The sequence below is a fragment of the Neisseria sp. DTU_2020_1000833_1_SI_GRL_NUU_006 genome, assembly GCA_032388755.1.
Lineage (GTDB): Bacteria > Pseudomonadota > Gammaproteobacteria > Burkholderiales > Neisseriaceae > Neisseria > Neisseria sicca_C.
Map to the genome: position 1 here is coordinate 1,498,034 of CP135593.1, position 24,801 is coordinate 1,522,834.

20 protein-coding genes, 2 pseudogenes and 1 riboswitch are annotated in these 24,801 nt (G+C 53.5%); of the genes and pseudogenes, 9 read left to right on the forward strand and 13 right to left on the reverse strand.

Translation table 11 applies throughout. The annotated features are described in order from the left end of the window. Positions 1–74 precede the first annotated feature (74 nt). Positions 75–974, forward strand: coding sequence for a 50S ribosomal protein L3 N(5)-glutamine methyltransferase (gene prmB, locus RSJ68_07285; GenBank protein ID WNU98373.1), 900 nt, complete (start codon positions 75–77; stop codon positions 972–974). An 80-nt stretch (positions 975–1,054) separates the two neighbouring features. On the opposite strand, the gene RSJ68_07290 is transcribed toward prmB, so the two are convergent. From RSJ68_07290 to RSJ68_07305, 4 genes and pseudogenes are all read right to left on the reverse strand, one after another. Next, on the reverse strand, positions 1,055–1,249 hold the full coding sequence (locus RSJ68_07290) for a YbdD/YjiX family protein (GenBank protein ID WNU96263.1): 195 nt from the start codon (positions 1,247–1,249) through the stop codon (positions 1,055–1,057). Beyond that, positions 1,239–3,320 (reverse strand): carbon starvation CstA family protein, encoded by a 2,082-nt coding sequence (locus RSJ68_07295; GenBank protein WNU96264.1) that lies wholly within the window; start codon positions 3,318–3,320, stop codon positions 1,239–1,241. Before RSJ68_07295 ends, RSJ68_07290 begins: the two co-directional genes overlap by 11 nt. Before the next feature lie 325 nt (positions 3,321–3,645). Beyond that, a pseudogene (locus RSJ68_07300) lies at positions 3,646–3,762 on the reverse strand (IS5/IS1182 family transposase). A 91-nt stretch (positions 3,763–3,853) separates the two neighbouring features. After that, positions 3,854–4,894 carry a zinc-dependent alcohol dehydrogenase family protein gene (locus tag RSJ68_07305; protein ID WNU96265.1) on the reverse strand — a complete coding sequence of 347 codons (1,041 nt, stop codon included), beginning with the start codon at positions 4,892–4,894 and terminating at the stop codon, positions 3,854–3,856. Between the two features lie 162 nt (positions 4,895–5,056). On the opposite strand from RSJ68_07305, the gene mutY reads away from it, so the two are divergent. Together mutY and RSJ68_07315 are read left to right on the forward strand one after the other, a co-directional pair. Beyond that, positions 5,057–6,151: an A/G-specific adenine glycosylase gene (gene mutY, locus RSJ68_07310; protein ID WNU96266.1), complete on the forward strand. Its 1,095-nt coding sequence runs from the start codon at positions 5,057–5,059 to the stop codon at positions 6,149–6,151. A 95-nt stretch (positions 6,152–6,246) separates the two neighbouring features. Continuing rightward, positions 6,247–7,716: a YdiU family protein gene (locus RSJ68_07315; GenBank protein ID WNU96267.1), complete on the forward strand. Its 1,470-nt coding sequence runs from the start codon at positions 6,247–6,249 to the stop codon at positions 7,714–7,716. 144 nt (positions 7,717–7,860) lie between these two features. On the opposite strand, the gene RSJ68_07320 is transcribed toward RSJ68_07315, so the two are convergent. Further along, on the reverse strand, positions 7,861–8,607 hold the full coding sequence (locus RSJ68_07320; protein WNU96268.1) for an amino acid ABC transporter permease: 747 nt from the start codon (positions 8,605–8,607) through the stop codon (positions 7,861–7,863). Between the two features lie 360 nt (positions 8,608–8,967). Between RSJ68_07320 and yegQ the strand changes: the two genes are divergently transcribed. The 3 genes from yegQ to RSJ68_07335 all read left to right on the forward strand — a co-directional run bounded on the left by yegQ (position 8,968) and on the right by RSJ68_07335 (position 11,148). Continuing rightward, on the forward strand, positions 8,968–10,320 hold the full coding sequence (yegQ, locus tag RSJ68_07325) for a tRNA 5-hydroxyuridine modification protein YegQ (GenBank protein WNU96269.1): 1,353 nt from the start codon (positions 8,968–8,970) through the stop codon (positions 10,318–10,320). Positions 10,321–10,709: 389 nt separating this feature from the next. Then, entirely contained in the window at positions 10,710–10,907 is a 198-nt protein-coding gene (locus RSJ68_07330) for a CsbD family protein (protein WNU96270.1), read from the forward strand. 82 nt (positions 10,908–10,989) lie between these two features. Further along, positions 10,990–11,148, forward strand: coding sequence for a DUF1328 domain-containing protein (locus RSJ68_07335; GenBank protein WNU96271.1), 159 nt, complete (start codon positions 10,990–10,992; stop codon positions 11,146–11,148). 123 nt (positions 11,149–11,271) lie between these two features. On the opposite strand, the gene gcvP is transcribed toward RSJ68_07335, so the two are convergent. The 4 genes from gcvP to gcvT all read right to left on the reverse strand — a co-directional run bounded on the left by gcvP (position 11,272) and on the right by gcvT (position 16,525). Further along, a complete protein-coding gene (gcvP, locus tag RSJ68_07340; protein ID WNU96272.1) occupies positions 11,272–14,124 on the reverse strand; it encodes an aminomethyl-transferring glycine dehydrogenase in 2,853 nt (950 codons plus the stop codon). Between the two features lie 136 nt (positions 14,125–14,260). Beyond that, complete coding sequence (locus RSJ68_07345; protein WNU96273.1) at positions 14,261–14,812, reverse strand: DNA-3-methyladenine glycosylase I; 552 nt, start codon at positions 14,810–14,812, stop codon at positions 14,261–14,263. Between the two features lie 107 nt (positions 14,813–14,919). Then, a complete protein-coding gene (gene gcvH / locus RSJ68_07350) occupies positions 14,920–15,306 on the reverse strand; it encodes a glycine cleavage system protein GcvH (protein ID WNU96274.1) in 387 nt (128 codons plus the stop codon). A 118-nt stretch (positions 15,307–15,424) separates the two neighbouring features. Further along, positions 15,425–16,525, reverse strand: a complete 1,101-nt coding sequence (gene gcvT / locus RSJ68_07355) for a glycine cleavage system aminomethyltransferase GcvT (protein ID WNU96275.1) — start codon at positions 16,523–16,525, stop codon at positions 15,425–15,427. 205 nt (positions 16,526–16,730) lie between these two features. Beyond that, a riboswitch (glycine riboswitch) is annotated at positions 16,731–16,827 on the reverse strand. A 209-nt stretch (positions 16,828–17,036) separates the two neighbouring features. Here gcvT and RSJ68_07360 point away from each other — a divergent pair. Continuing rightward, complete coding sequence (locus RSJ68_07360; protein ID WNU96276.1) at positions 17,037–17,522, forward strand: Lrp/AsnC family transcriptional regulator; 486 nt, start codon at positions 17,037–17,039, stop codon at positions 17,520–17,522. A gap of 70 nt (positions 17,523–17,592) precedes the next feature. On the opposite strand, the gene RSJ68_07365 is transcribed toward RSJ68_07360, so the two are convergent. Further along, the gene (locus RSJ68_07365; protein WNU96277.1) at positions 17,593–18,999 is read right to left on the reverse strand and encodes a DEAD/DEAH box helicase; all 1,407 of its coding nucleotides are present in this window, start codon (positions 18,997–18,999) and stop codon (positions 17,593–17,595) included. Positions 19,000–19,457: 458 nt separating this feature from the next. Between RSJ68_07365 and RSJ68_07370 the strand changes: the two genes are divergently transcribed. After that, positions 19,458–19,700, forward strand: a complete 243-nt coding sequence (locus RSJ68_07370; GenBank protein ID WNU96278.1) for a hypothetical protein — start codon at positions 19,458–19,460, stop codon at positions 19,698–19,700. A gap of 184 nt (positions 19,701–19,884) precedes the next feature. Here the strand turns inward: RSJ68_07370 and RSJ68_07375 are convergent, their stop codons facing one another. After that, positions 19,885–20,526 carry a GrxB family glutaredoxin gene (locus RSJ68_07375; protein ID WNU96279.1) on the reverse strand — a complete coding sequence of 214 codons (642 nt, stop codon included), beginning with the start codon at positions 20,524–20,526 and terminating at the stop codon, positions 19,885–19,887. A gap of 313 nt (positions 20,527–20,839) precedes the next feature. Here RSJ68_07375 and RSJ68_07380 point away from each other — a divergent pair, with 313 nt between their 5' ends. Further along, positions 20,840–23,053 (forward strand): bifunctional (p)ppGpp synthetase/guanosine-3',5'-bis(diphosphate) 3'-pyrophosphohydrolase, encoded by a 2,214-nt coding sequence (locus tag RSJ68_07380; protein ID WNU96280.1) that lies wholly within the window; start codon positions 20,840–20,842, stop codon positions 23,051–23,053. Between the two features lie 151 nt (positions 23,054–23,204). On the opposite strand, the pseudogene RSJ68_07385 reads toward RSJ68_07380, so the two are convergent. Next, a pseudogene (locus RSJ68_07385) lies at positions 23,205–23,324 on the reverse strand (IS5/IS1182 family transposase). 68 nt (positions 23,325–23,392) lie between these two features. Then, positions 23,393–24,436, reverse strand: coding sequence for an alcohol dehydrogenase AdhP (gene adhP, locus RSJ68_07390; protein WNU96281.1), 1,044 nt, complete (start codon positions 24,434–24,436; stop codon positions 23,393–23,395). Positions 24,437–24,801 lie beyond the last annotated feature (365 nt).

The window sequence follows — 24,801 nt, forward strand, 5'->3', positions numbered from 1 at the left end:
CGCTTTGCAATAAATGACTTCCCGATTCCGCCGCCTGAAAGACGGTGTTCCGACCATTAAGGACTTTGATGAATATGTTTACTCAAGCAGCCCAAGAATTGACCACCGTCCGCGACATCCTGCGTTTCGCCGTCAGCCGTTTCAACGATGCCGGTTTGTTTTTCGGGCACGGCTCGGACAACGCACACGACGAAGCGGCCTACCTCATCCTACACACCCTCAACCTGCCGCTGGACACGCTGGAACCTTACCTCGACGCCAAGCTGCTGCAAAGCGAGAAAGAAGAAGTATTGGCAGTGCTGGAACGCCGCGCAGTCGAACACATCCCCGCAGCCTACCTCACCCATCAGGCATGGCAGGGCGATTTCGATTTTTATGTTGACGAACGCGTCATCGTACCGCGCTCGTTTATTTACGAACTGCTCGGCGACAGCCTTACCCCTTGGATAGAACACCCCGAATTGGTTCACCGCGCATTGGACTTGTGTACCGGCAGCGGCTGCCTCGCCGTCCAAATGGCGCACCACTACCCTGCTGCTGAAATCGACGCCGTTGATTTGAGTTTGGATGCACTGGAAGTGGCCGCCATCAACGTTGAAGATTATGGTTTGGAAGAGCGCATCAACCTGATTCATACCGATTTGTTCGAAGGATTGGAAGGCGCGTACGACTTAATTGTTTCCAACCCGCCTTATGTCGATGCCGAATCGGTCGATATGTTACCCGACGAATACCTGCACGAACCCGAACTCGCCTTGGGCAGCGGCGAAGACGGTTTGGACGCCACCCGCCAAATCCTGCTGCACGCCGCCAAATACCTGAACCCTAAAGGCTTACTGTTGGTCGAAATCGGACACAACCGCGACGTATTGGAAGCCGCCTATCCCGAGCTGCCGTTCACTTGGTTGGAAACCAGCGGCGGCGACGGATTCGTATTCTTGCTGACCCGCGAGCAGCTATTGGGCGAATACTAGCCCGTTCTTTTTCAAGCAGCATTAATATAAAAAGGTCGTCTGAAAACTTTCAGACGACCTTTTTTCAACCATTCAAGCGATTAGCAACATCTTCCGCCGTTTGCACCGCAGCGGCGTTTGCGGCAGTAGTCTTGAAATTGCAGCTCGGTCATGACGGGGGCGTTGGGATTATGTTTGCGTTGTTGTGCAACGTAGTTTTCATAATCGGGCACGCCTGCCATGAGGTTGGCGGTAAGTTTGGCGGTTTTCCACCAAGCGGCGAGTTTACGCTTCACTTTGTGCCTCCGGTTGTTTGCCGTCGCGGTACACCGCCGGAATTTCTTTAGCGGTTGACCAGCCGACTTTGCGTGCTTTCATAGCGGTACGCACGCCGTAGATGGCAACGACGACGACGACGGAGAGGAACAATGCGGTCAGACCGGCATTAATCTGGTCGTTGAAGATGATTTGCGACATTTCGCCGATGTCTTTAGCGGGCGCGAGGACTTCGTTTTTAGCCAATGCTTCGCTGTATTTGCCGGCATGGGCAAGGAAGCTGACGCGCGGGTCGCTGTGGAACAGTTTTTGCAGACCAGCGTAGCAGGTTACAAATAGTACGCCGACGGCAGGAACGAGTGCCACCCAGACATAGCGGTCGCGTTTCATCTTAATCAACACAACGGCACACATAATCAAGGCTACACCTGCCAGCATTTGGTTGGCGATGCCGAACAAAGGCCAGAGCGAGTTGATGCCGCCCAACGGATCGGTCACGCCGGTGTAGAGGAAGTAGCCCCACAATGCCACGGCGAAGAAGGTCGCAATCAGGTTGGCAGGGATGGAGTCGGTGTTGCCGAAAGGTTTGTAGAAAATACTGCCCAAGTCTTGAATCATGAAACGTGCGACGCGGGTACCGGCATCGACGGCGGTCAGGATGAACAAGGCTTCAAACAACAGGGCAAAGTGATACCAGAATGCCATCATGGCTTCGCCCGGAATCAGACGGCTCATGATGTGTGCCATACCGACTGCGAGGGTAGGCGCACCGCCCGCACGGGAAAGGATGGTGTTTTCGCCCACTTCCTTAGCGGTGTGCAACAGGGTTGCGGCATCGACAGGGAATTGCAGCTTGGTGGTAATCACTTCGGCGGCAGTATTGGCATCTGTACCGATCAGAGCGGCAGGGCTGTTCATAGCGAAGTACACGCCGGGATCAAGCGATGCGGCAGCGGCAAGCGCCATAATCGCCACGAAACTTTCCATCAACATACCGCCGTAACCGATCATGCGGACGTGGGTTTCGTTTTCCAGCATTTTCGGCGTGGTACCGGAAGAAATCAGCGCGTGGAAGCCTGAAACCGCACCACAAGCGATGGTAATGAAGAGGAATGGGAACAATGCGCCTGAGAATACCGGGCCGGAACCGTCGATAAAGTGCGTTACGGCAGGCATTTGCAGCGCAGGGCTGACGATGAGGATGCCGATGGCGAGTGCGACAATCGTACCGATTTTCAGGAAGGTAGAGAGATAGTCGCGCGGAGTCAGCAGCAGCCATACCGGCAATACTGATGCTACGAAGCCGTAAATCATAATCGCCCAAGTGAGCTGGAGGCCGTCAAGGTCAAACCAGTGACCGATGGAGCTATGCGCCACATTGTCGCCGTAAATGACCGCCAACATCAGCAGGATAAAGCCAACGATGGAAATCTCGCCGATTTTGCCCGGACGGATATAACGGGTGTAAATACCCATAAACAGCGCGATAGGCATGGTGGCGGCAATCGTGAACGTACCCCAAGGGCTGTGAACCAGTGCTTTCACCACAATCAGCGCCAACACCGCCATGATGATGACCATAATCATCAAAATACCGATGGACGCGATCACGCCGGGTACAGTGCCGAGTTCTTGTTTTACGATATCGCCCAAAGATTTACCGTCGCGGCGCATGGAGACGAACAAGACCATCATGTCTTGTACCGCGCCGGCGAACACTACGCCGAAGATAATCCACAGCGTACCCGGCAGATAACCCATTTGCGCAGCCAGTACGGGACCGACCAACGGACCTGCGCCCGCAATTGCGGCAAAGTGGTGTCCGAACAATACGCCTTTGTGTGTCGGTACATAGTCCAAACCGTCATTGTGCCGCTCGGCGGGCGTGAGGCGGTTCGGATCAAGCTGCATCACATATTTGGCGATGTAGAGACTGTAAAAACGGTAGGCGATGCAGTACACCGATACGGCGGCGGTGACCATCCATACCGCACTGACCTGCTCGCCCCGACTGAGAGCCAGAGTGGTAAAGGACGCTACGCCGACCAAAACCACAATGCCCCAAATGAGGAACGTTTTGAGCGATTTCATTGTTTAATCCTTAAAATACAAGAGGGAGAATGTTCGGGTTCTTATTGTTGCGGGGGGATAAACTGCATCCCGAAGCATTTGTGGAGGAAAAAATGAAGCGATGATGGTGCGGAACCCTGGCTTGCAATAATTAATAAACGGGGAAACTAAAACGCCAAAATGTTAACTATTATCAAGCTTAGCGTAAGGTTAACACAATCCGATAACGTGCGGGCTAGATTTAACTCAAACAATCGTCATTCATTACGATATTACCGTGTATTTCTTGACAAATTCTTTACAAATACTATAAAGCCACACTACCCGCTTGCATACATTCAAAACGATATAGTGGATTAAATTTAAACCAGTACGGCGTTGCCTCGCCTTGCCGTACTATTTGTACTGTCTGCGGCTTCGCCGCCTTGTCCTGATTTAAATTTAATCCACTATAACGCCATTCCAATTCAATCAGCCCCATAAAGAAAAAGGTCGTCTGAAAACCTGTTTTCAGACGACCTTTTTCTTTCTAAAACTCAATAATCTGTTTCAAATCAATCCGCTTCCAAAACCACTTTCATGGCTTGGTTTTCGGCGGCGTGTTTGAACACATCGTAGGCTTTTTCCAATTCGCTGAATTTGAAACGGTGGGTCAGCATTTTGGTGTAATCAACGGAGCTGCTGGAAATTGCCTTCATCAGCATTTCGGTGGTGTTGGCGTTTACCAGGCCGGTTGTGATGGCGAGGTTTTTAATCCAGAGTTTTTCAAGTTTGAAATCAACGGATTGACCGTGTACGCCGACGACGGCGATATGACCGCCCGGTTTGACGATGTCTTGGCACATATTCCATGTGGCGGGGATGCCGACGGCTTCAATGGCGCAGTCCACGCCGTCTTCACCGACGATGGCAAAGACTTGTTTGGAGACGTCGCCTGAAGCAGGGCTGACGGTATGGGTTGCGCCCAATTCTTTCGCCAGTTTCAAACGGTTTTCGTCCATATCGCAAACGATGATGGCGGCGGGGCTGTACAGTTGGGCGGTCAGCAGGGCGGACATGCCGACAGGGCCTGCGCCTGCGATGAATACGGTGTCGCCGGGTTTGACATCGCCGTATTGCACGCCGATTTCGTGGGCGGTCGGCAAGGCGTCGCTCAACAGCAGCGCGACTTCTTCATTGACGTTGTCGGGCAGCGGAACAAGGCTGTTGTCGGCATAAGGCGTGCGGACGTATTCGGCTTGCGTGCCGTCGATCATGTAGCCCAAAATCCAGCCGCCGTTACGGCAGTGTGAATAGAGTTGGATTTTGCAGTTGTCGCAAGTGCAGCATTTGCTGACGCATGAAATAATGACTTTATCGCCGACTTTGATGTTTTTTACAGCCTCGCCGACTTCTTCTACAATACCGATGCCTTCATGGCCGAGAATACGGCCGTCGGCAACTTCGGGGTTTTTGCCTTTCCAAATACCCAAGTCGGTACCGCAAATCGTGGTTTTGACGATTTTCACCACCGCATCGGTCGGATCGATAATCTGCGGACGGGGTTTTTCTTCAAAACGGATGTCGTTTGCGCCGTGATAAACCATTGCTTTCATGCTGATACTCCTTGCTTGTTGATAAATAATTTCAATATTGCAATAAAGTCTCTTTATATGAGTTATATACCCCTACAAACTGTATGTCAATAAGAATTATTTTCACAATGTTATACCATAACATACTGTTTTAAATATAAATAAAACTCCCGATTGATATTAATGAACACACCCAGCCCCTTCTCCGAACGACTCATCTGCTGGCAAAAACAACACGGCAGGCACCACCTGCCTTGGCAAGTGCAAAACCCTTATTGCGTCTGGCTTTCCGAAATCATGCTCCAGCAGACGCAGGTTGCCACCGTGTTGGACTACTATCCGCGTTTCTTGGAAAAATTCCCGACCGTACAAGCGCTTGCCTCTGCGCCGCAAGACGAAGTATTGTCGCTGTGGGCGGGCTTGGGCTATTACAGCCGCGCGCGCAATCTGCACAAAGCCGCGCAACAAGTCGTCGAACAATTCGGCGGCACGTTTCCGTCAGAGCGCAAAGACTTGGAAACCCTCTGCGGCGTAGGTAGAAGCACCGCTGCCGCCATTTGCGCCTTTGCCTTCAAGTGCCGCGAAACCATTTTGGACGGCAACGTCAAACGCGTGCTCTGCCGCGTGTTCGCCCGCGACGGCAATCCGCAGGACAAAAAATTCGAAAACTCGCTCTGGACGCTTGCCGAAAGCCTGCTGCCGTCTGAAAACGCCGATATGCCCGCCTACACGCAAGGCTTGATGGACTTGGGCGCAACCGTGTGCAAACGGACAAAACCCTTGTGCCATCAATGCCCGATGGCGGACATCTGCGAAGCGAAAAAGCAAAACCGCATCGCCGAGCTGCCGCGCAAAAAAACCGCCCCCGAAGTGCAAACCCTACCGCTTTACTGGCTGATTGTCCGCAACCAAGACGGCGCAATCTTGCTGGAAAAACGTCCTGCCAAAGGCATTTGGGGCGGGCTGTATTGCGTGCTGTGTTTTGAAACCCTGAACGAAACATACGATTGCGCCGAGAAGCTTGGCATTTTTTCAGAGTGCGCAGCCTCCCCGTGGGACGACCTCGAAGAACAACCCGCCCTCACCCACCGCCTGACGCATCGTTTATTGATGATTACGCCGTTTGAAGCGCAAATCAGTTCGCCCGACACGCTACCCCATTCTGAAAACGCATCAAAAGATAACCGCTTCTGGGTGAAACCCGAAAATTTGGCGGATTACGGTTTGCCCAAACCGCTGGCAGATTATTTGAAACAACGGCAGCAGGCATTGTTTTAAAAATGCTTGAAAATCAAACACACAGCATCCAACTCTAAAACACAATAAACATACCCGCGCGTTATACAAACCCGCCCGCCCCTGTCAGGAATCCCATGCACACACTCCCCCTGCTTACCCAACAGTTCGCCGAACTCTCGCCGTTTTTCTATTCCCGCGTTTCCCCTGAGCCGCTGACCGCGCCCTACTGGGTTGCCTTCAACACCGATTTGGCGGCAGAGTTGAATCTGGATACAGATTTTCAGACGACCGCCAACCTTGACTACCTCAGCGGCAACGCGCCGCAATACGCGCCCGCGCCCATTGCCGGCGTTTACAGCGGCCATCAGTTCGGCGTCTATACCCCGCGCCTTGGCGACGGGCGCGCGCTCCTGATTGGCGATTCCGTCGATGCCGCGGGACAACGCCAAGAGTGGCAGCTCAAAGGCGCAGGTAAAACGCCCTACTCCCGCTTTGCCGACGGGCGCGCCGTCTTGCGCTCCTCCATCCGTGAATATCTCTGTTCCGAAGCCATAAACGGTCTCGGCATCCCCACAACCCGCGCCCTCGCCCTGTGCGGCAGCGACGACCCCGTTTATCGGGAAACCGTCGAAACCGCCGCCGTCCTGATCCGCATCGCCCCGAGCTTTCTGCGTTTCGGCCATTTCGAATACTTCTATTACACCGGCCGCGAAGCCGAAATTCAACAACTTGCCGACTACCTTATCCGGCATTACTACCCCGACTGCCGAGATGCCGACAATCCCTACGCCGCCTTGTTGGAACAAATCCGAAACCGCACCGCCTATACCGTCGCCGCATGGCAAAGCGTCGGCTTCTGCCACGGCGTAATGAATACCGACAACATGTCTGCACTGGGACTCACCATAGACTACGGCCCTTTCGGCTTCCTCGACGATTACGACCGCCGCCACGTCTGCAACCACTCCGACACCCAAGGCCGCTACGCCTACAATGCCCAGCCCTTCGTCGCCCATTGGAATTTCGCTGCCCTCGCCTCCTGCTTCGACGCCCTCGTCCCACACGACACCCTCGAGAAACTCATCGACGGCTGGACAGAAATTTTTCAGACGACCTATTTAGAGAAAATGCGCCGCAAACTCGGTTTGCAGCAAGCAGACAAAAGAGACGACGAAAGCCTTATCGCCGACCTCTTCACCGCCTTGCAAGATCAAAAAACCGACTTCACCCTGTTTTTCAGAAACCTGTCCGGAGTCAGCAATACACACGGCGAACCCCTCCCGTCCAAACTCGAACAAACCTTCAAAAACGGCGTTCCGCCCGCCTTCATCCGCTGGCTCGGACGCTACCGCCAACGCCTGCGCGCCGAAAACAGCAATCCCGCCGAACGCGCAATACGCATGAACCTGACCAACCCGCTCTACATCCTGCGCAACTACCTTGCCGAACAGGCCATCGCCCAAGCCCGAAACGGCGACTACCGCGAAATCGAACGCCTGCGCCGCTGCCTCGCCCGTCCCTTTGACGAACAGGCAGAGTTCGCCGACCTTGCCGAACCGCCGCCCGAAGGCAGCATTCCGGTTTGCGTCAGTTGTTCAAGTTGAATGAGATTTCCAACAAGGCAAAGGCGAAATCGCCCTATTCGGTCTGTAAATCCCAAAACCCAAACGGTGGTCTGAAAACCCAAATCGGTTTTCAGACGACCTTTTGACATTGCCCCAGCCGAAAACAATCGGCTTATTCGGAAATCAACGATGCTGCGGGTTGTAGCGGTTTTCCAAGCGCAGGAACACCCAGCCCAAGAAAGTCGTCATCAAGAGATAAATAAGCGCGACGGTATAGAGCGGTTCTTCATAAACGGAATAGCGGCCGCTAATCGTACTTTGCACATAAGCCAGCTCCGCCACGGCGATAACGGACAACAACGAGCTGTCTTTCAAAAGCGTAATAAATTCGCTGGCAAGCGGCGGCAGCATACGGCGCAACGCCTGCGGGAGAATCACATAGCGCATAGCCTGCGGATAAGTCAGACCCAGCGAACGCGCCGCTTCCATCTGACCGCGGTCGATGGACTGGATGCCCGCGCGGAAAATCTCGCAGATATACGCGCCGGAGTTGGCAATCAAGGCAAGCGAACCGGCAATCAGCGCGCCGTAAGAGCGTCGGATTTCCACCGCCTCGTCGCCGTTGATCAGCAAACCGTCGGTAGGATGGACGAAAAACGGGAACCAGACGTAAGACCAAATCACAATCTGCACAAACAGCGGCGTACCACGGAACAGCGTTACATACAGCAGCGAAACCTTACGCAAAACCCAAGCCAGCGCACGCATGGGCGCACCCGCCTTTTCCAGATGAATCAAGCGCGCCAGCGCGAGCAGCAGACCCAATACGGAGCCGCCTGCCGTCGCCACTACGGTCAAGCCCAGCGTAGTCAGCGCGCCGTAGAAAAACATCCAGCGGTATTCGTAAATAATGTCAAACCGAAAATCCATACTCGTCCGCCTGTCTAAAACTCCGGGAAACGGTTTGCGGCAGCCGCCCGATTCCCGAACATTGGAAAAATGAAACTCGATATTTTACAAGAAAATACATTCTTTGAATGCCTTTTTGTTAAATTAATCGGGTTGCCGTCCGTTTTTTTACATTTCCCCGCCCGTCGCGCCTATCCGCCCATTGCCACTCTTAAATCCGTTTTCTTCTGAAAAAACAACGCCAAACAATCCCAATATGCTGCCGTAAAATTGACCGTCCCAATAAAAAAGCGGATAATCCGCCCATCCTTAAAACACCTTTTCAGACGACCTTTCCCCGTGATTCAAAAGGTCGTCTGAAACCTTTTATAAAGCACAAACATGAAAGCACCCGAACTCCTCCTTCCCGCCGGCGGCCTCGAACGTATGCGCGCCGCCTACGACTACGGCGCAGACGCCGTTTATGCCGGCAGCCCGCGTTACTCCCTGCGCGCCCGCAACAACGAATTCGCCAAACTCGACGTCCTCGAGCAAGGCATTAAAGAAGCGCACGAGCGCAACAAAAAATTCTTTTTGACCGTCAACACCCTGCCGCACAATTCCAAGCTCAAAACCTTCGTCGCCGACATGGAACCGCTGATTGCCATGAAACCCGACGCGCTGATTATGGCGGACCCGGGTTTGATTATGACCGTGCGCGAAAAATGGCCCGAAATGCCGATCCACCTGTCCGTACAGGCCAACACCACCAACTACTGGGGCGTGAAATTCTGGCAGAACATCGGCGTCGAGCGCATCATCCTGTCGCGCGAATTGAGCATGGAAGAAATCGCCGAAATCCGCCAAGAATGCCCCGACATCGAACTCGAAGTCTTCATCCACGGCGCATTGTGCATCGCCTACTCAGGCCGTTGCCTATTGTCGGGCTATTTCAACCACCGCGACCCCAACCAAGGCACCTGCACCAATTCCTGCCGCTGGGATTACAAAGTCCACAACGCCACTGAAAGCGATGCGGGCGACGCCCAGCTTCTGCAAGGTTTCAACTTTGAAAAAGCCCAAGAAGAAGCCAACCAAAACTTCGAAGGCATCAACGGTCAGAAACGCCACCCCTACGCCGACAAAGTCTTCCTGATTGAAGAGTCCAACCGCCCAGGCGAAATGATGCCGATTATGGAAGACGAACACGGCACCTACATCATGAATTCCAAAGACCTGCGCGGTATCGAAGTCGTCGAAAAACTCGCCAAAATCGGCGTGGACAGCCTCAAAGTCGAAGGCCGCACCAAGTCGCTCTACTACGTCGCCCGCGTCGCCCAGTCCTACCGCAAAGCGATTGACGACGCCGTTGCAGGCCGTCCGTTCGACTACGGTTTGCTGAGCGAACTTGAAGGCCTCGCCAACCGCGGCTACACCAGCGGCTTCCTCGAACGCCACCAAACCCAAGACTATCAAAACTACCTCAGCGGCCATTCCACCGCCAAACAAAGCCAATACGTCGGACACGTTACCGAAATCGACGCCGAAGGCTGGGCAACGGTGGAAGTCAAAAACCGCTTCGCCGTCGGCGACACCTTGGAAATCATCCACCCCGAAGGCAACCAAACCGTCACGCTGGAACAAATGACCCGCAAAGGCGCAGCCGTCGAAGTCGCCCCGGGCAACGGCATCCAAGTCAAAATCCCGAATATGCAGGGCAAAGAAAAAGCCTTGCTGGCGCGGGTCATCAAATAATCATGAGGTCGTCTGAAAATTTTCAGACGACCTTTTGCCTTTTCCGACTCCAATCCCTTCTCAATAATCTATAAATGAACGGCTTTAATATTGAATAAACGGTTGTAAAATAACTCTGAATATTAATATATTCTTAATTTCTTCATGTTGATTTAAAAGTACAATTTGGCCTAGTAGCAACTAATTAATAAAATGCAGGCATTTTTCAAAACTTAACAAATAAGTACAACTCATTGATTGTCAGATAAATTGGTTGAATCATTTATTGCAATTCAACATTTCCATAACTTGCGCCATACTTGCCAACAAACAAATTCTCAGTTAATGTTTTGTGTAAGCGGTTACATCCGTGAGTATTCTATTAATCAATAACATAGGATGGTATAGCCATGAATGAAGATATTATCAAAGGCAAATGGGCACAGCTCAAAGGTAAAGCCAAAGAAAAATGGGGCGAATTGACCAACGATGATTTGGATATTATCGAAGGCAAACGTGACCAATTGGCAGGTAAAATCCAAGAACGTTACGGCCGTTCCAAAGAAGAAGCCGAAAAAGAAGTTGATGACTGGCTGAACGAAAATTAATATCAAACCCCACTAACACTAAAAAACGGTCGGGGATTTCTCCCTTGACCGTTTTATCATTGAAAATCCGAAAGGAATAATTATGCTACATTATGCAGTAGTCTTCTTCGTCATTGCCATCATTGCAGCCTTCCTTGGTTTTGGCGGCATTGCAGGCAGCGCGGCAGGTATCGCTAAAATCCTGTTTATCTGTTTCTTGGTTTTAGCTGTGTTGTCTTTGATTTTTGGCAAAAGAAGATAATCAAAACCTAATAATTTAAACAATAAAGTAAAATCGTAAACAATTTTTTTTACGAAATATTTTATTGTTTATCAAAACAAAGGTCGTCTGAAATTTTCAGACGACCTTTCTTCATGTCAAACCTTAATCTTCATACGCTTCCATCGGCGGGCAGGAGCAGACCAGATTCCGGTCGCCGTACACGTCGTCCACGCGGTTGACGCTCGGCCAGAATTTGTTTTCGCGCACGAAAGGCAACGGGAAGACGGCTTCTTCGCGGGAGTACGGATGCGCCCATTCGCCGGTTACGTCGGCGGCGGTGTGCGGGGCGTTGACCAGCGGGTTGTCGTCTTTCGGCCATTCGCCGCGTTCGACTTTCAGCACTTCCTGTTTGATTTGTTTCAGGGCGGCGATGAAGCGGTCGAGTTCGGCTTTGCTCTCGCTTTCGGTCGGCTCGATCATCAGTGTGCCGGCAACGGGGAAGGAAACGGTCGGGGCGTGGAAGCCGTAGTCCATCAGGCGTTTGGCGATGTCGGTTTCAGTGATGCCGCTTTCGGCTTTGAGCGGACGCAAGTCGACGATACATTCGTGAGCGACGCGGCCGTTTTTGCCTGTATACAGAATCGGATAGTCTTCGCTCAGGCGTTTGGCGACGTAATTGGCGTTGAGCAATGCCCAGCGTGTTGCCTGCTCCATGCCTTGTTTGCCCATCATGGTCAGGTACATCCAAGTAATCGGCAAGATGGACGCAGAACCGAAGGCGGCTGCGGCAACGGCGGTTTGGTCGGCACTGGCGCTGTGGGTGTCGGTCAAAGCGTGTCCCGGTGCAAACGGAGCGAGGTGGGCTTTCAAACCGATAGGGCCGACGCCCGGGCCGCCGCCGCCGTGGGGGATGCAGAAGGTTTTGTGCAGGTTCATGTGCAACACGTCCGCGCCGACTTCGGCAGGCTGCATGATGCCGATTTGGGCGTTGAGGTTGGCGCCGTCCATGTAAACCTGTCCGCCGTTTTCATGGATGATGCGGCAGATGTCGCGGATGCCTTCTTCGTACACGCCGTGGGTGGACGGGTAGGTAATCATGATGGCGGACAAGGCGTCGCGGTGTTGTTCGGCTTTGGCTTTCAAGTCGTCGATATTGACGTTGCCGTGTTCGTCGGTATCGACGACGACGACTTTCAAACCGAGCATGGCGGCGGTGGCGGGGTTGGTGCCGTGGGCGGACTTGGGAATCAGGCAGATGTTGCGGTGTGCTTCGCCTTGGGCTTCCTGATAGCGGCGGATGGACAGCATACCGCTGTATTCGCCCTGCGCGCCGGAATTGGGCTGGAAGGAAATCGCGTCAAAACCGGTGATGGCTTTCAGACTGTTTTCCATGTCGGTCAGAAGTTCGCGGTAGCCTGCGGTTTGCGCTTCGGGGGCGTAGGGGTGGATGTCGGTGAACTCCGTCCAGGTAATCGGCAGCATTTCGGCGGTGGCATTGAGCTTCATGGTGCAGCTGCCCAGCGAAATCATGCTGCGGTTCATCGCCAAATCGCGGTCTTCGAGTTTCTTCAGGTAGCGCAGCATTTCGTGTTCGGTGTGGTAACGGTTGAACACGGGATGTTGCAAGATATTGTCTTGGCGCAGGAATTCGGTTTTCAGACGACCTTTGACGTCGTCTGAAAGCGTGAAAGTGTTGTTGCCGGTGAAGGCATAGTACAACACGGCAAGGTCTTCGCGCACGGATGTTTCGTGGAAGGCGGCGGCGATTTGGGTGTCGCTGACGCGGCGCAGGTTGTAGCCCAGTTCCAAAGCGGTTTGGAACGCTTTGTCCGCTTTGTCTTTGCTGCCGAAATCAACGGTAACGGTATCGAAGAAGACTTCGTGAACCACTTTCAGGCCGTCTGAAACCAGCGCGTCGGCAAAGGCGGAAGCCAGCGCGTGAATGCGGTTGGCGATGCGTTTCACGCCTTCGGGGCCGTGATAAACGGCGTACATGCCCGCCAAGTTCGCCAGCAATGCTTGCGCGGTACAAATATTGGACGTGGCTTTTTCGCGGCGGATATGTTGCTCGCGGGTGGACAACGCCATGCGCAGCGCGGGTTTGCCCGATGCGTCTTTGGATACGCCGATGATGCGGCCCGGGGCGGAGCGTTTGAACTCGTCTTTAAACGCGAAATAAGCGGCGTGCGGCCCGCCGAAGCCCATCGGTACGCCGAAGCGTTGCGTGTTGCCCAACGCGATGTCCGCGCCCAATTCGGCAGGCGATTTCAGCAAGACCAAGCTCATGATGTCGGCGGCAACGGCAACAATCGTGCCTTTGGTTTTCAGACGACCTACGACGCTTTGCAAGTCTTGCACGTCGCCGTCTTTGCCGACGTATTGGAACAGCGCGCCGAAGTATTCGCCTTCATCCGCTTTGGCAAAATCGCCAACCACCAGCTCGAAGCCGAAATATTTGGCGCGGGTTTTCATCACGTCCAAAGTCTGCGGATAGACGCGCTCGTCCACAAAGAAACGCTCGGATTTCACCTTGCCCACGCGGTGCGCCATCGCCATCGCTTCGGCGGCGGCGGTCGCTTCGTCCAGCAAAGACGCGCCCGCCACGGGGAAACCGGTCAAATCGATACACACCTGCTGGAAGTTCAGCAACGCTTCCAAACGCCCCTGCGCGATTTCCGCCTGATACGGCGTGTAGGCGGTGTACCAGCCCGGATTTTCCAATACGTTGCGCAAAATCACGTTCGGCACGCGGGTCGGGTAATAGCCCAAGCCGATATAGGATTTGTTGATCACGTTTTTCGACGCAATGCCTTTCAGCTTCGCCAAAGCATCCGCCTCGGTCAGGGCTTCGGGCAGGTCGAGTTCGGACGGCATACGGATGCTTTGCGGCACGGTGTTGCCGACAAATTCGTCCATACTCTTTTCGCCGAGCGCTTCCAAAAGCGCAGCCTCGTCGCCGAAACTCAAATGACGCGCGGCAAATTCGTTGGGGTTGAACAGTTCGGATAGTTTCATTTCTACTCCTTTTTTGTTGTAGGAATCTGCCGCGAAGGCAGGTGTTTTGATGTTTCAGACGACGTTTGGATTCGGGAGGTCGTCTGAAAACATTTATTTAAAAATAAATACGGTAAGTGATATTAAAAACCCGTTTTCAGACGACCTCTGCCCATTTCGGGCGGCATTCTAAAACTTCTTGATAAACCGGACAGCTTTCAATATGCGCGCCGGGCAGGTAGCCGGTACTCATTAAAAATTCGCCGACGATTTCGCCGCCGACAAATTTGAAATGCTTTTTAAAGAGCTTCACCCACCCGTCTTTGTCGAGCGGATGGTGTGCATCCAGCCAGTTTTTGAATGAGCCGTATTCCTGCTGTATCTTTTTGATTTGCCGTGCGTTATAAATCGCAGCATTGATTTTCAAGCGGTTGCGGACGATGCCTGCGTCGGCAAGCAGGCGTTCGATGTCGGCTTCGTCGAATGCGGCGACAGCGTCGATGTCGAAATTTTTAAATGCAGCCCGAAACGCCTGCTGCTTCTTCAGCATCAATGTCCAGCTCAAACCCGCCTGATTGATTTCCAACACCAGCCGTCCGAACAACTCATTGTCGTCTGAAATCGGAAAACCGTATTGCTTATCGTGGTAATGTTTGTTCGGATTGTCCGTATCGCTTGGGAAGGCGGCAATAAATTCGCAGTAATTCATGTTTTATCGATCAAGCGAAACAAAGGTCGTCTGAAAACCTAAAACGGGGTTTCAGACGACCTTTCAAAATCGGAGCGCAGCAATATGCCTGCCGCGCCATTTTAAAATCAATCCACTTCGCCCGCGTATTGTTCGGCGGTCAGCAGGCCGTCGTAGTCGGCAGGGTTGGCAGGTTTGATTTTGAAGAACCAGCCTGCGCCGTATGGGTCGCTGTTGGCAGTTTCCGGCGCACTGGGCAAATCTTCGTTGACGGCGACGACTTCGCCCTCAATCGGCGCGTACACGTCGGACGCGGCTTTCACAGACTCAACCACACCGGCTTGTTCTTCAGCAGCAAGGTTCGCGCCGACTTCGGGCAGCTCGACGAACACGATGTCGCCCAACAACTCTTGCGCGTGGTGGGTAATGCCGACGGTGATGGTACCGTCTTCTTCAAGGCGCAGCCATTCGTGGCTGGCAACGTATTTCAGTTCGGCTGGGATGTTGTTGCTCATGGTTTGATTCTCCATTGGTTTTTGGCTTAAAGAATGAAGCCTTCGGATATGATCGACAGGCTGTTTTACGTTTGTTTTCAGACGACCTTTACTTTAACAAAGCTCGTCTGAAACCGCATCAATCAAACTGTTTCTGTCCGTTGCGCACAAACGGCAGCTTCAATACGCGCACGTCCACCTCTTTGCCGCGTATCAGCACTTTTGCGGTATCGCCGTCAAAATCTTTCGGTACGCGGGCGATGGCGATGGATTGTTTCAGGCTGGGCGAGAATACGCCGCTGGTGGTTTCGCCTTTGCCTTTGTCAGTCAACACTTCCATATGCGCGCGCAGGATGCCGCCTTTGTCGAGCAGCAAACCGACTTGTTTGACGGCAACGCCTTTTTCTTTCAATGCCAACAAAGCGGCTTTGCCGACGAAATCGCGGTTTTCGTCTTTCAAATCAACGGTCCAGCCCATGCCAGCTTCGAGCGGGCTGGTGTCGTCGTCCATATCGTTGCCGTAGAGGTTCATGCCGGCTTCCATGCGCAGGGTGTCGCGCGCGCCGAGGCCGCAGGGCTGTACGCCGGCTTGTTGCAGGGCTTTGAAGAACGCGACGGCTTCGGTGCCGGGCAGGATGACTTCGACGCCGTCTTCGCCGGTGTAGCCGGTGCGGGCGACAAACCAGTCGTTGCCCAAATCCGCGCCTTGGAACGGTTTGAGGTTGTGGACGACTTCCGCCCATTCGGGTTTGATGGTCAGGAGTTTTTCGATGGCTTTAGGACCTTGCACGGCAAGCATACCGAGGTCGTAACGAGGGTTGAAGGCGACGCCGAATTCTTGTCCGACTTTGTGGAACTGGGCGGTGTCTTTCTCGCGGGTCGCGCCGTTGGATACGATGCGGTATTGGGTTTCGGCTTCGTTGGTGCGGTAAACGATCAAGTCGTCAATCACACCACCATTGTCGTTGAGCAGCGCGGAATAAAGGGCTTTGCCGACGAAGGCGAGTTTGGCAACGTCGTTGGCAATCAGTTTGCGGAAAAAGGCTTTGGCGTTCGCTCCGGCGACGTCGGTAACGAGCATATGGGATACGTCGAATATGCCTGCGTCAGTGCGCACAGCTTCGTGTTCGGCGATTTGCGAACCATAATGGATGGGCAGCTCCCAGCCGGCAAAATCGACCAGCTTCGCGCCTGCATCTTGATGGGCTTGGTGAAACGGGGTGGTTTTCAGGGCAGTCATTCTCAGCTTCTCCGGATTTATTGTTCAGATGCCGTCCGCACATAAGCAGCGCGGAAGACCCTATCTGTCCTTGAACCTGAGATTTTCGGCATACCCGCTTGATGGCAAACCAGTCTGCTCACTGCTTGCGCGGTTGTCTGAATGGTGGTTCAGACGGCCTTCTCCCCTTCGGTGGGTGCGATCGCACCGCTCTCCAGATGTTTTATTTCAATGTGCAGTCCCTGTTGCCTGAGCGATTTAAGGGCATCTGCGCCTTCGGCGGCTACATGTAACCTGATGTAGCTCTCTCCTGCACATGGCGCGATTATGGCTTGAAAAGGCAGTTTGGGCAAGCCGTCCCTTTGAAATAAAACCGTTGTAAAAATCTCCAAAATTACAAATCATTTAACACAGATTATACCGACAAACCACCCGTCATTAGAGGATAATATGTTAAAAACAACTTATTTAGGATATAATGCCACCAACTTAACCAACTGACCCGGCAAAAGGGTTCGGAGAAAGAACGCAAATGACCCAGCAGATTACTTTGGATAAAACCGATTTGAAAATTTTACAGGTTTTACAGGAAAACGGACGTTTGACCAATGTTGAGCTGGCGGAACGCATCTCCCTCTCCCCCTCGCCCTGCTTACGCCGCCTCAAACAACTGGAAGACGCAGGCATCATCCGCCGCTATGCCGCCCTACTCTCTCCCGCAGCCGTCGATTTGGGCTTGCAGGCGTTTATCCGCGTTTCCATCAGCAAAGCAAAAGACGCACGCGAAGATTTCGCGCAATCGGTACAAGGATGGCCGGAAGTATTGAGCTGCTTCGCCCTTACCGGTGAAACCGACTACCTGCTCCACGCATTTTTCACCGATATGAATGCTTTTTCCCATTTCGTCTTGGATACACTCCTTTCCCACCACGGCGTACAGGACGCGCAATCAAGCTTCGTATTGAAAGAAATCAAAACCACTACCTCCCTGCCGCTTTCGCATTTGGTACGGGAATAGGCAGGCGCTTCAAAAAAGGTCGTCTGAAATCTTTTTCAGACGACCTTTCGGGTTTTATGGGGAACCGGCTTTATTTTGCGCCGTAATTGGGTTGCAGCAGGGCGCAGGGTTGGCGTTCCCTGCGGCTGCGGCGGCTGCGTCCGGCGATGGTGCCGCAGGCGGCGCCGGGATCGGTTTTGTCGGCTTTTTGGGATTTGTCGCCGCGCTCGTTACGTTCATTGCGTTCGCTGCGGTTGTTCCGTTCGGAGCGGTTTCTGTCGCTGCCGCGGCTGCGGGTTGGGGCGGCTTGGGTGTCTGCGGCGGCATCGCTGTCGGCGTCACTTCCCCACCAGTTCGGCTCGAAACCTTCGATGCGTTCGACTGCCAAGTCGTTGCCGGTCAGCTCCTTGATGGCTTCAAACATTTTCTGCTCGGTTTTGTCCATCAGGGAAATGGCGACGCCGTCCGCGCCCGCCCTGCCGGTGCGTCCGATGCGGTGGACGTAGTCTTCGGGCTGGGTCGGCAGTTCGTAGTTGATGACGAAGGGCAGCTCGGCGATATCCAAACCGCGTGCGGCGACGTCGGTGGCGACGAGGACGCGCAGGCTGCCTTCTTTGAAGGCGTTGAGGGTTTCGAGGCGGCTTTGCTGGGATTTGTCGCCGTGGATGGATTGGGCGGCAAGGTTGCGGCGCACGAGGTCTCGGGTGACTTGATCGACGCTTTGTTTGGTTTTGCAGAACACGATGACTTGGTTCATCTGCAAATCGACAATCAGCCGCTCTAAAAGATTGCGTTTTTTGAGCGCGTCAACGGCGATGATGTGCTGCTCGACATTGGCGCTGGTGGTATTTTGCGCGGCGACTTCGACGATTTCGGGCGCGTTCATAAAATCTTTGGCGAGCTTGCGGATGGGGGGCGCGAAGGTTGCGGAAAAGAGCAGGGTTTGGCGTGGCTTGGGCAGCATCTGCATGATTTTGCGGATGTCGTCGATGAAACCCATATCGAGCATACGGTCGGCTTCGTCGAGGACGACGATTTCGACTTTGTTTAAATTGATGTTTTTCTGTTTGACGTGGTCAAGCAGCCTGCCGACGGTGGCGACGACGATTTCGCAGCCGGCGCGCAGGTCGGCGGTTTGTTTGTCCATGCTGACGCCGCCGAAAAGGACGGTATGCCGCAGCGGCAGGTTTTTGATGTAACCCTGCACGTTTTGGTCGATTTGGTCGGCAAGCTCGCGCGTCGGGGTCAATACGAGCATACGCACGGGGTGCATCGCGGGCGAGGTACTGGAAGTGGCGTAGCGTTTGAGGCGTTCCAGGCTGGGCAGCATAAAGGCGGCGGTTTTGCCTGTACCGGTTTGGGCGGCGGCGAGCAAGTCGTGGCCGGCGAGTGCTTTGGGAATCGCGGCGGCTTGGATGGGCGTCGGGTTTTCGTAACCTTGTTCGGTCAGCGCGGAAACGATTTCGCTGCCAAGCCCGAGTGAGGCGAATGGATTCATGGCGGTATCTTTCTGTCCGGACGGGATGCGGAATGCCGCATGGGGTCGTCTGAAACGGGAGGATGTTTTGATTGTGTGTTTGATAGGATGCCGCCGGCAAAGTGTGCGGCCGGTTTACGGCAAACCGCAGAAGGGGGATGTGGTCTCTGCGGTATGGAAAGGTAAGCGGGATTATGCCATAAAACCCTTGCGCCGCCCAACGGCAGGCGGTCGGGACGTTGGGATTGGGCGGTGTCGCCGGGATGGAAAGGAAATTTTTTACATTGCCGTACCGCCGGCGTTTATGTCCCTTAAATTTTTGAAACCGCTTATCATTTCCTGACGGCATTTACTGTCATAGTTCAAACTTATCAAAAACTTTCATATGTAAATGAAACTAAATCGTACTGATGGGACTCTGTTTTGGGACAGACGCAAATTTGCGCTGTAAACCATCAATCACAATAGGAATATACGACATGAAAACTTTATTGATCGCCGTTGCCGCTGCAAGCCTGATGCTGGGTGCCTGCTCCAGCAGCAAAACTACTGAAGAAGCTAAAACCCCTAGCGTAAGCGTTGAAGAGGCAATCGCTCAATGTCAACAAGCTTCCGGTGCAAACCAAGACCGCGCCGTGTTCGATGCATGTATGAAGGACAAAGGCTACCAACGCAGCGCCGCTGAGGGCGCAGCCGCTGCTTCTGCACCTGCCGCACAATAAGCACAGCCGGGAATTATTGCTGTATCACCCGATCTGTTCGGGGTCATACATCAACAATTTCCGCCATGCTTGCTCCGCCTGATTCCATTCACTCCCAGAAGGTAGGGCGGGCGCAAACGGAAAGGTCGTCTGAAAACTGTTTTCAGACGACCTTTCCGTTTGTTTTATCCGACGGATTCGGTTATTACAAGGCGCGGTCGAAATACAGCGGCACACCCGATGCTTCGCTCATGCGCAGCAGGTAGTCCATAACCTTCTGCGGCCACTCGACACCGCGCACGACGGTCAGGTTGCGCAATATCGGGAACACCAATATGTCTTCCATGCCGATTTCGCCGTTCAAACCTGCGCCGTTTTCGGTCATCAGCGTTTCCAGTTCTGCCAAATCCTCGTGCAGCCGCTCCACATACTGACCGGTTTTGTCCAAATTGGTGGCAAAGCTGCCGATGCTTTTCTCTTTTTTGTCCGTGAAATATTTCACCGCTTCCGGCGTTTCAAATTCGGGCAGTCCGAGTTTGATCACGCGCGGCTGGACGAGTTTCAGGTTGTATTCGCCCACTTTGTCCAACCATGCCTGGATTTCGGGGCGGGTTTCATCTTTCAGACGACCCTCGCGGTCGAGATAGCGGACAACGTCCAAACTCTCGCCCATAAACGAACCGTCTTCTTTTTGCAGGATGGGCACTTGTTTCGCGCCGATCATGCCGATCGGCGTTGCCTCGTCGTCGTTTGCCAGCACGACTTCTTCAACGTCCGCGCCAAACAGTCCCGCCGCCATCCGCGCACGCACGCAAAACGGGCAATGGTCGTAAATATACAGCTTCATCGGATACTCCTTTTCAAGTTCATCAAACGGACGAACCATATCATTTAAGGTCGTCTGAAACAACCCGCTTACAGACAATATAGTGGATTAACTTTAAATCAGGACAAGGCGACGAAGCCGCAGACAGTACAGATAGTACGGAACCGATTCACTTGGTGCTTCAGCACCTTAGAGAATCGTTCTCTTTGAGCTGAGGCGAGGCAACGCCGTACCGGTTTAAAGTTAATCCACTCTATCCCGCAAAACAGCCCGCAAATCCCTTTGGCAACCTGTTACAATAAACCTGTTTTTATCGAAACGAAAAGACACCATCATGACCGCCACCAGCCCGATTCAAGACACGCAAAGCGCGACTCCGCAAGAATTGCGCGAATGGTTCGACAGTTACTGCGCCGCGCTGCCGGACAACGATAAAAACCTCATCGGCGCCGCATGGTCGTTGGCAAAGGAACACTATCCCGCCGATGCCGCCACGCCGTATGGCGAACCGCTGCTCGACCATTTGCTCGGCGCGGCGCAGATGGTCAACGAACTCGACCTGCTCTCCGATGCCGTCGCCGCCACCCTGCTTGCCGACATCGGACGCTACGTTCCCGATTGGAACCTCTTGGTTTCCGAACGCTGCAACAGCACCGTCGCCGAGCTGGTCAAAGGTGTGGACGAAGTGCAGAAACTCACCCACTTCGCCCGGGTGGACAGCCTCGCCACTTCCGAAGAGCGCGCCCAGCAAGCCGAAACCATGCGTAAAATGCTGCTGGCGATGGTTACCGACATCCGCGTCGTGTTGATCAAGCTCGCCATGCGCACCCGCACCATGCAGTTCCTCAGCAATATCCCCGACAGCCCCGAAAAACGCGCCGTCGCCAAAGAAACCCTCGACATCTTCGCCCCGCTCGCCAACCGTCTAGGCGTGTGGCAGCTCAAATGGCAGCTCGAAGACCTCGGCTTCCGCCATCAAGAACCTGAAAAATACCGCGAAATCGCGCTGCTTTTGGACGAAAAACGCACCGAACGCCTCGAATACATCGAAAACTTCCTCAACATCCTGCGCGCGGAGCTTAAAAAATACAACGTCCATTTTGAAGTCGCCGGCCGCCCGAAACACATCTACTCCATTTACAAAAAAATGGTGAAGAAAAAACTCAGCTTCGACGGCCTCTTTGACATCCGCGCCGTGCGGATTCTGGTCGATACCGTTCCCGAGTGTTACACCACGCTGGGTATCGTCCACAGCCTCTGGCAGCCCATCCCGGGCGAGTTCGACGACTACATCGCCAACCCCAAAGGCAACGGCTATAAAAGTTTGCACACCGTCATCGTCGGCCCGGAAGACAAAGGCGTGGAAGTGCAAATCCGCACCTTCGATATGCACCAATTCAACGAATTCGGTGTCGCCGCCCACTGGCGTTACAAAGAGGGCGGCAAGGGCGATTCCGCCTACGAACAAAAAATCGCTTGGTTGCGCCAACTCTTGGACTGGCGCGAAAACATGGCGGAAAGCGGCAAGGAAGACCTCGCCGCCGCCTTCAAAACCGAGCTTTTCAACGACACGATTTACGTCCTGACCCCGCACGGCAAAGTCCTCTCCCTGCCCACCGGCGCGACCCCCATCGACTTCGCCTACGCCTTACACAGCAGCATCGGCGACCGTTGCCGCGGCGCGAAAGTCGAAGGGCAAATCGTGCCGCTGTCCACCCCGCTCGAAAACGGACAGCGCGTCGAAATCATTACCGCCAAAGAAGGGCATCCTTCCGTCAACTGGCTGTATGAAGGCTGGGTCAAATCCAGCAAGGCAATCGGCAAAATCCGCGCCTACATCCGCCAGCAAAACGCCGACACCGTGCGCGAAGAAGGCCGCGTCCAACTCGACAAACAGCTTGCCAAACTCACGCCCAAGCCCAACCTGCAAGAGCTTGCCGAAAACCTCGGCTACAAAAAACTCGACGACCTCTACACCGCCGTCGGACAGGGCGAAATTTCCAACCGCGCCATCCAGAAAGCCTGCGGCACGCTGAATGAACCGCCGCCCGTACCGGTTAGCGAAACCACCATCGTCAAACAGTCCAAAATCAAAAAAGGCGGCAAAACAGGTGTGCTCATCGACGGTGAAGACGGGTTGATGACCACGCTTGCCAAATGCTGCAAACCCGCGCCGCCCGACGATATTGTCGGCTTCGTTACCCGCGAACGCGGCATTTCGGTACACCGCAAAACCTGCCCCTCTTTCCAACACCTTGCCGAACAAGCACCCGAAAAAGTATTGGACGCAAGCTGGGCGGCATTGCAGGAAGGGCAAGTGTTCGCCGTCGATGTCGAAATCCGCGCCCAAGACCGCTCAGGACTTTTGCGCGACGTATCCGACGCGCTCGCCCGCCACAAACTCAACGTTACCGCCGTGCAAACCCAGTCCCGCGACTTGGAAGCCAGCATGAGGTTCACGCTCGAAGTCAAACAGGTCAACGACCTCCCGCGCGTCCTCGCCAGCCTCGGCGACGTCAAAGGCGTGTTGAGCGTTACGCGCTTGTAAGTTGGAATAAAAGGTCGTCTGAAAAACAGGTTTCGGGTTTTTCAGACGACCTTTTTATGAGAATACTTGCGAAGATTTAGAGGTTTGGCCATTCGTTGAGTCAACTGCCATCATACCTGTCGGTGCGTGAATGACGGCGCAAGTTTTTTTATAGTGGATTAACTTTAAACCAGTACGGTGTTGCCTCGCCTTGCCGTACTATCTGTACTGTCTGCGGCTTCGTCGCCTTGTCCTGATTTAAATTTAATCCACTATATTTTCATGCCGATAAATTAAAGGTCGTCTGAAACCCCAAAGCAAGGTTTCAGACGACCTTTTTAGTTAACTGCCTACATCAAATTAATGATGACCGCAGCCGCATTCTTTTTTCATGTCGATAACCATGCGGCCGGTGATTTTGCCTTCGCGCATTTCTTGGAAAATCGCCGGAGCTTCGTCCAAAGCACGCAGTTGGACTTTCGGTACCACCAAGCCTTCTGCGCCGAATTGGAAGGCTTCTTCCAAGTCTTTGCGCGTACCGACCAGCGAGCCGACCACTTCGATGCCGTCCAAGACCAGACGCGGGATGGACAAGTCCATAGATTCGGGCGGCAGGCCGATGGCGACGACGCGGCCGCCTGCACGGACGCAGTCCACGGCGGAGTTGAACGCGGCGGCGGATACGGCGGTGACAACGGCTGCGTGTGCGCCACCGGTTTTTTCTTGAATCACTTTGGCTGCGTCTTCTTTGGCGGCGTTGATGACTAAATCTGCGCCGCTTTCTTTAGCGAATGCCAGTTTTTCATCGTTGATGTCGATGGCGACAACGTGTGCGCCGAATACTTTTTTCGCGTATTGGACACCCAAGTTGCCCAAACCGCCCGCGCCGTAAACGGCAATCCATTGTCCCGGACGCACGCCGGAAACTTTCACGCCTTTGTAAGTGGTTACGCCGGCGCAGGTAATGCTGGAGGCTTGTGCGGGGTCGAGGCCGTCGGGTACTTTGACGGCGTAGTCCGCATCGACGATACAGTGGGTCGCCATACCGCCGTCGGCGGTGTAACCTGCGTTCAATACGGAACGGCACAAGGTTTCGCGGCCGGTATTACAGTATTCGCACGAACCGCAGCTTTGGAACAACCATGCGATGCTGACGCGGTCGCCGACTTTCAGGGCGTTCGCGCCCGGAGCGACTTCTTTGACGATGCCGATGCCTTCGTGTCCCAACACGCGGCCCGGTTTTTCGCCGTAGTCGCCTGCCGCAACGTGCAAGTCGGTATGGCACACGCCGCAATATTCGACTTCAACTAACGCCTCGCCGTATTCCAACGGGCGCAGTTCGCGTTCTACAACTTCTACATCGCCTGCTACATTTTGATTCACAACAACTGCTTGCATCTTCATGGTGTTCTCCTTGGCATTCGTAAGAAATCCGTAAACGGTCGGGCGGTATAACGCCTTTCCTGCAAACGAGAATACCCTCCTTCATTTCGTCGTGTCAACACCCTATCTTTTTGAAAAATAGGAAATAAAATGTTATACCATAACATTTTATCTGCGTAAAAATATACCTGTTAAAGCGCTGAAAAATTCTTACACATATCATGTAAAAAAGGTCGTCTGAAAACTTTAAATATATTGACAAACTCGCTTCATTTCCATACGGGGTCAAGCCTTATCGGCTTCAATTTCCTATTTTAGAAAATTACATATTTGGAATTTCGAGAACGTTATCATTTTTAGTGCTTGAACTGAAAGAGAAAAAATAC

Coding starts and splice junctions, on each gene's coding strand:
- gcvT (WNU96275.1), bottom strand. CDS start 16,525: ATGACTGCCCTGAAAACCACCCCGTTTCACCAAGCCCATCAAGATGCA.
- RSJ68_07320 (WNU96268.1), bottom strand. CDS start 8,607: ATGGATTTTCGGTTTGACATTATTTACGAATACCGCTGGATGTTTTTC.
- RSJ68_07380 (WNU96280.1), top strand. CDS start 20,840: ATGACCGCCACCAGCCCGATTCAAGACACGCAAAGCGCGACTCCGCAA.
- RSJ68_07375 (WNU96279.1), bottom strand. CDS start 20,526: ATGAAGCTGTATATTTACGACCATTGCCCGTTTTGCGTGCGTGCGCGG.
- mutY (WNU96266.1), top strand. CDS start 5,057: ATGAACACACCCAGCCCCTTCTCCGAACGACTCATCTGCTGGCAAAAA.
- yegQ (WNU96269.1), top strand. CDS start 8,968: ATGAAAGCACCCGAACTCCTCCTTCCCGCCGGCGGCCTCGAACGTATG.
- RSJ68_07345 (WNU96273.1), bottom strand. CDS start 14,812: ATGAATTACTGCGAATTTATTGCCGCCTTCCCAAGCGATACGGACAAT.
- RSJ68_07315 (WNU96267.1), top strand. CDS start 6,247: ATGCACACACTCCCCCTGCTTACCCAACAGTTCGCCGAACTCTCGCCG.
- RSJ68_07330 (WNU96270.1), top strand. CDS start 10,710: ATGAATGAAGATATTATCAAAGGCAAATGGGCACAGCTCAAAGGTAAA.
- RSJ68_07360 (WNU96276.1), top strand. CDS start 17,037: ATGACCCAGCAGATTACTTTGGATAAAACCGATTTGAAAATTTTACAG.
- RSJ68_07305 (WNU96265.1), bottom strand. CDS start 4,894: ATGAAAGCAATGGTTTATCACGGCGCAAACGACATCCGTTTTGAAGAA.
- RSJ68_07365 (WNU96277.1), bottom strand. CDS start 18,999: ATGAATCCATTCGCCTCACTCGGGCTTGGCAGCGAAATCGTTTCCGCG.
- adhP (WNU96281.1), bottom strand. CDS start 24,436: ATGAAGATGCAAGCAGTTGTTGTGAATCAAAATGTAGCAGGCGATGTA.
- RSJ68_07335 (WNU96271.1), top strand. CDS start 10,990: ATGCTACATTATGCAGTAGTCTTCTTCGTCATTGCCATCATTGCAGCC.
- gcvP (WNU96272.1), bottom strand. CDS start 14,124: ATGAAACTATCCGAACTGTTCAACCCCAACGAATTTGCCGCGCGTCAT.
- prmB (WNU98373.1), top strand. CDS start 75: ATGTTTACTCAAGCAGCCCAAGAATTGACCACCGTCCGCGACATCCTG.
- RSJ68_07370 (WNU96278.1), top strand. CDS start 19,458: ATGAAAACTTTATTGATCGCCGTTGCCGCTGCAAGCCTGATGCTGGGT.
- gcvH (WNU96274.1), bottom strand. CDS start 15,306: ATGAGCAACAACATCCCAGCCGAACTGAAATACGTTGCCAGCCACGAA.
- RSJ68_07295 (WNU96264.1), bottom strand. CDS start 3,320: ATGAAATCGCTCAAAACGTTCCTCATTTGGGGCATTGTGGTTTTGGTC.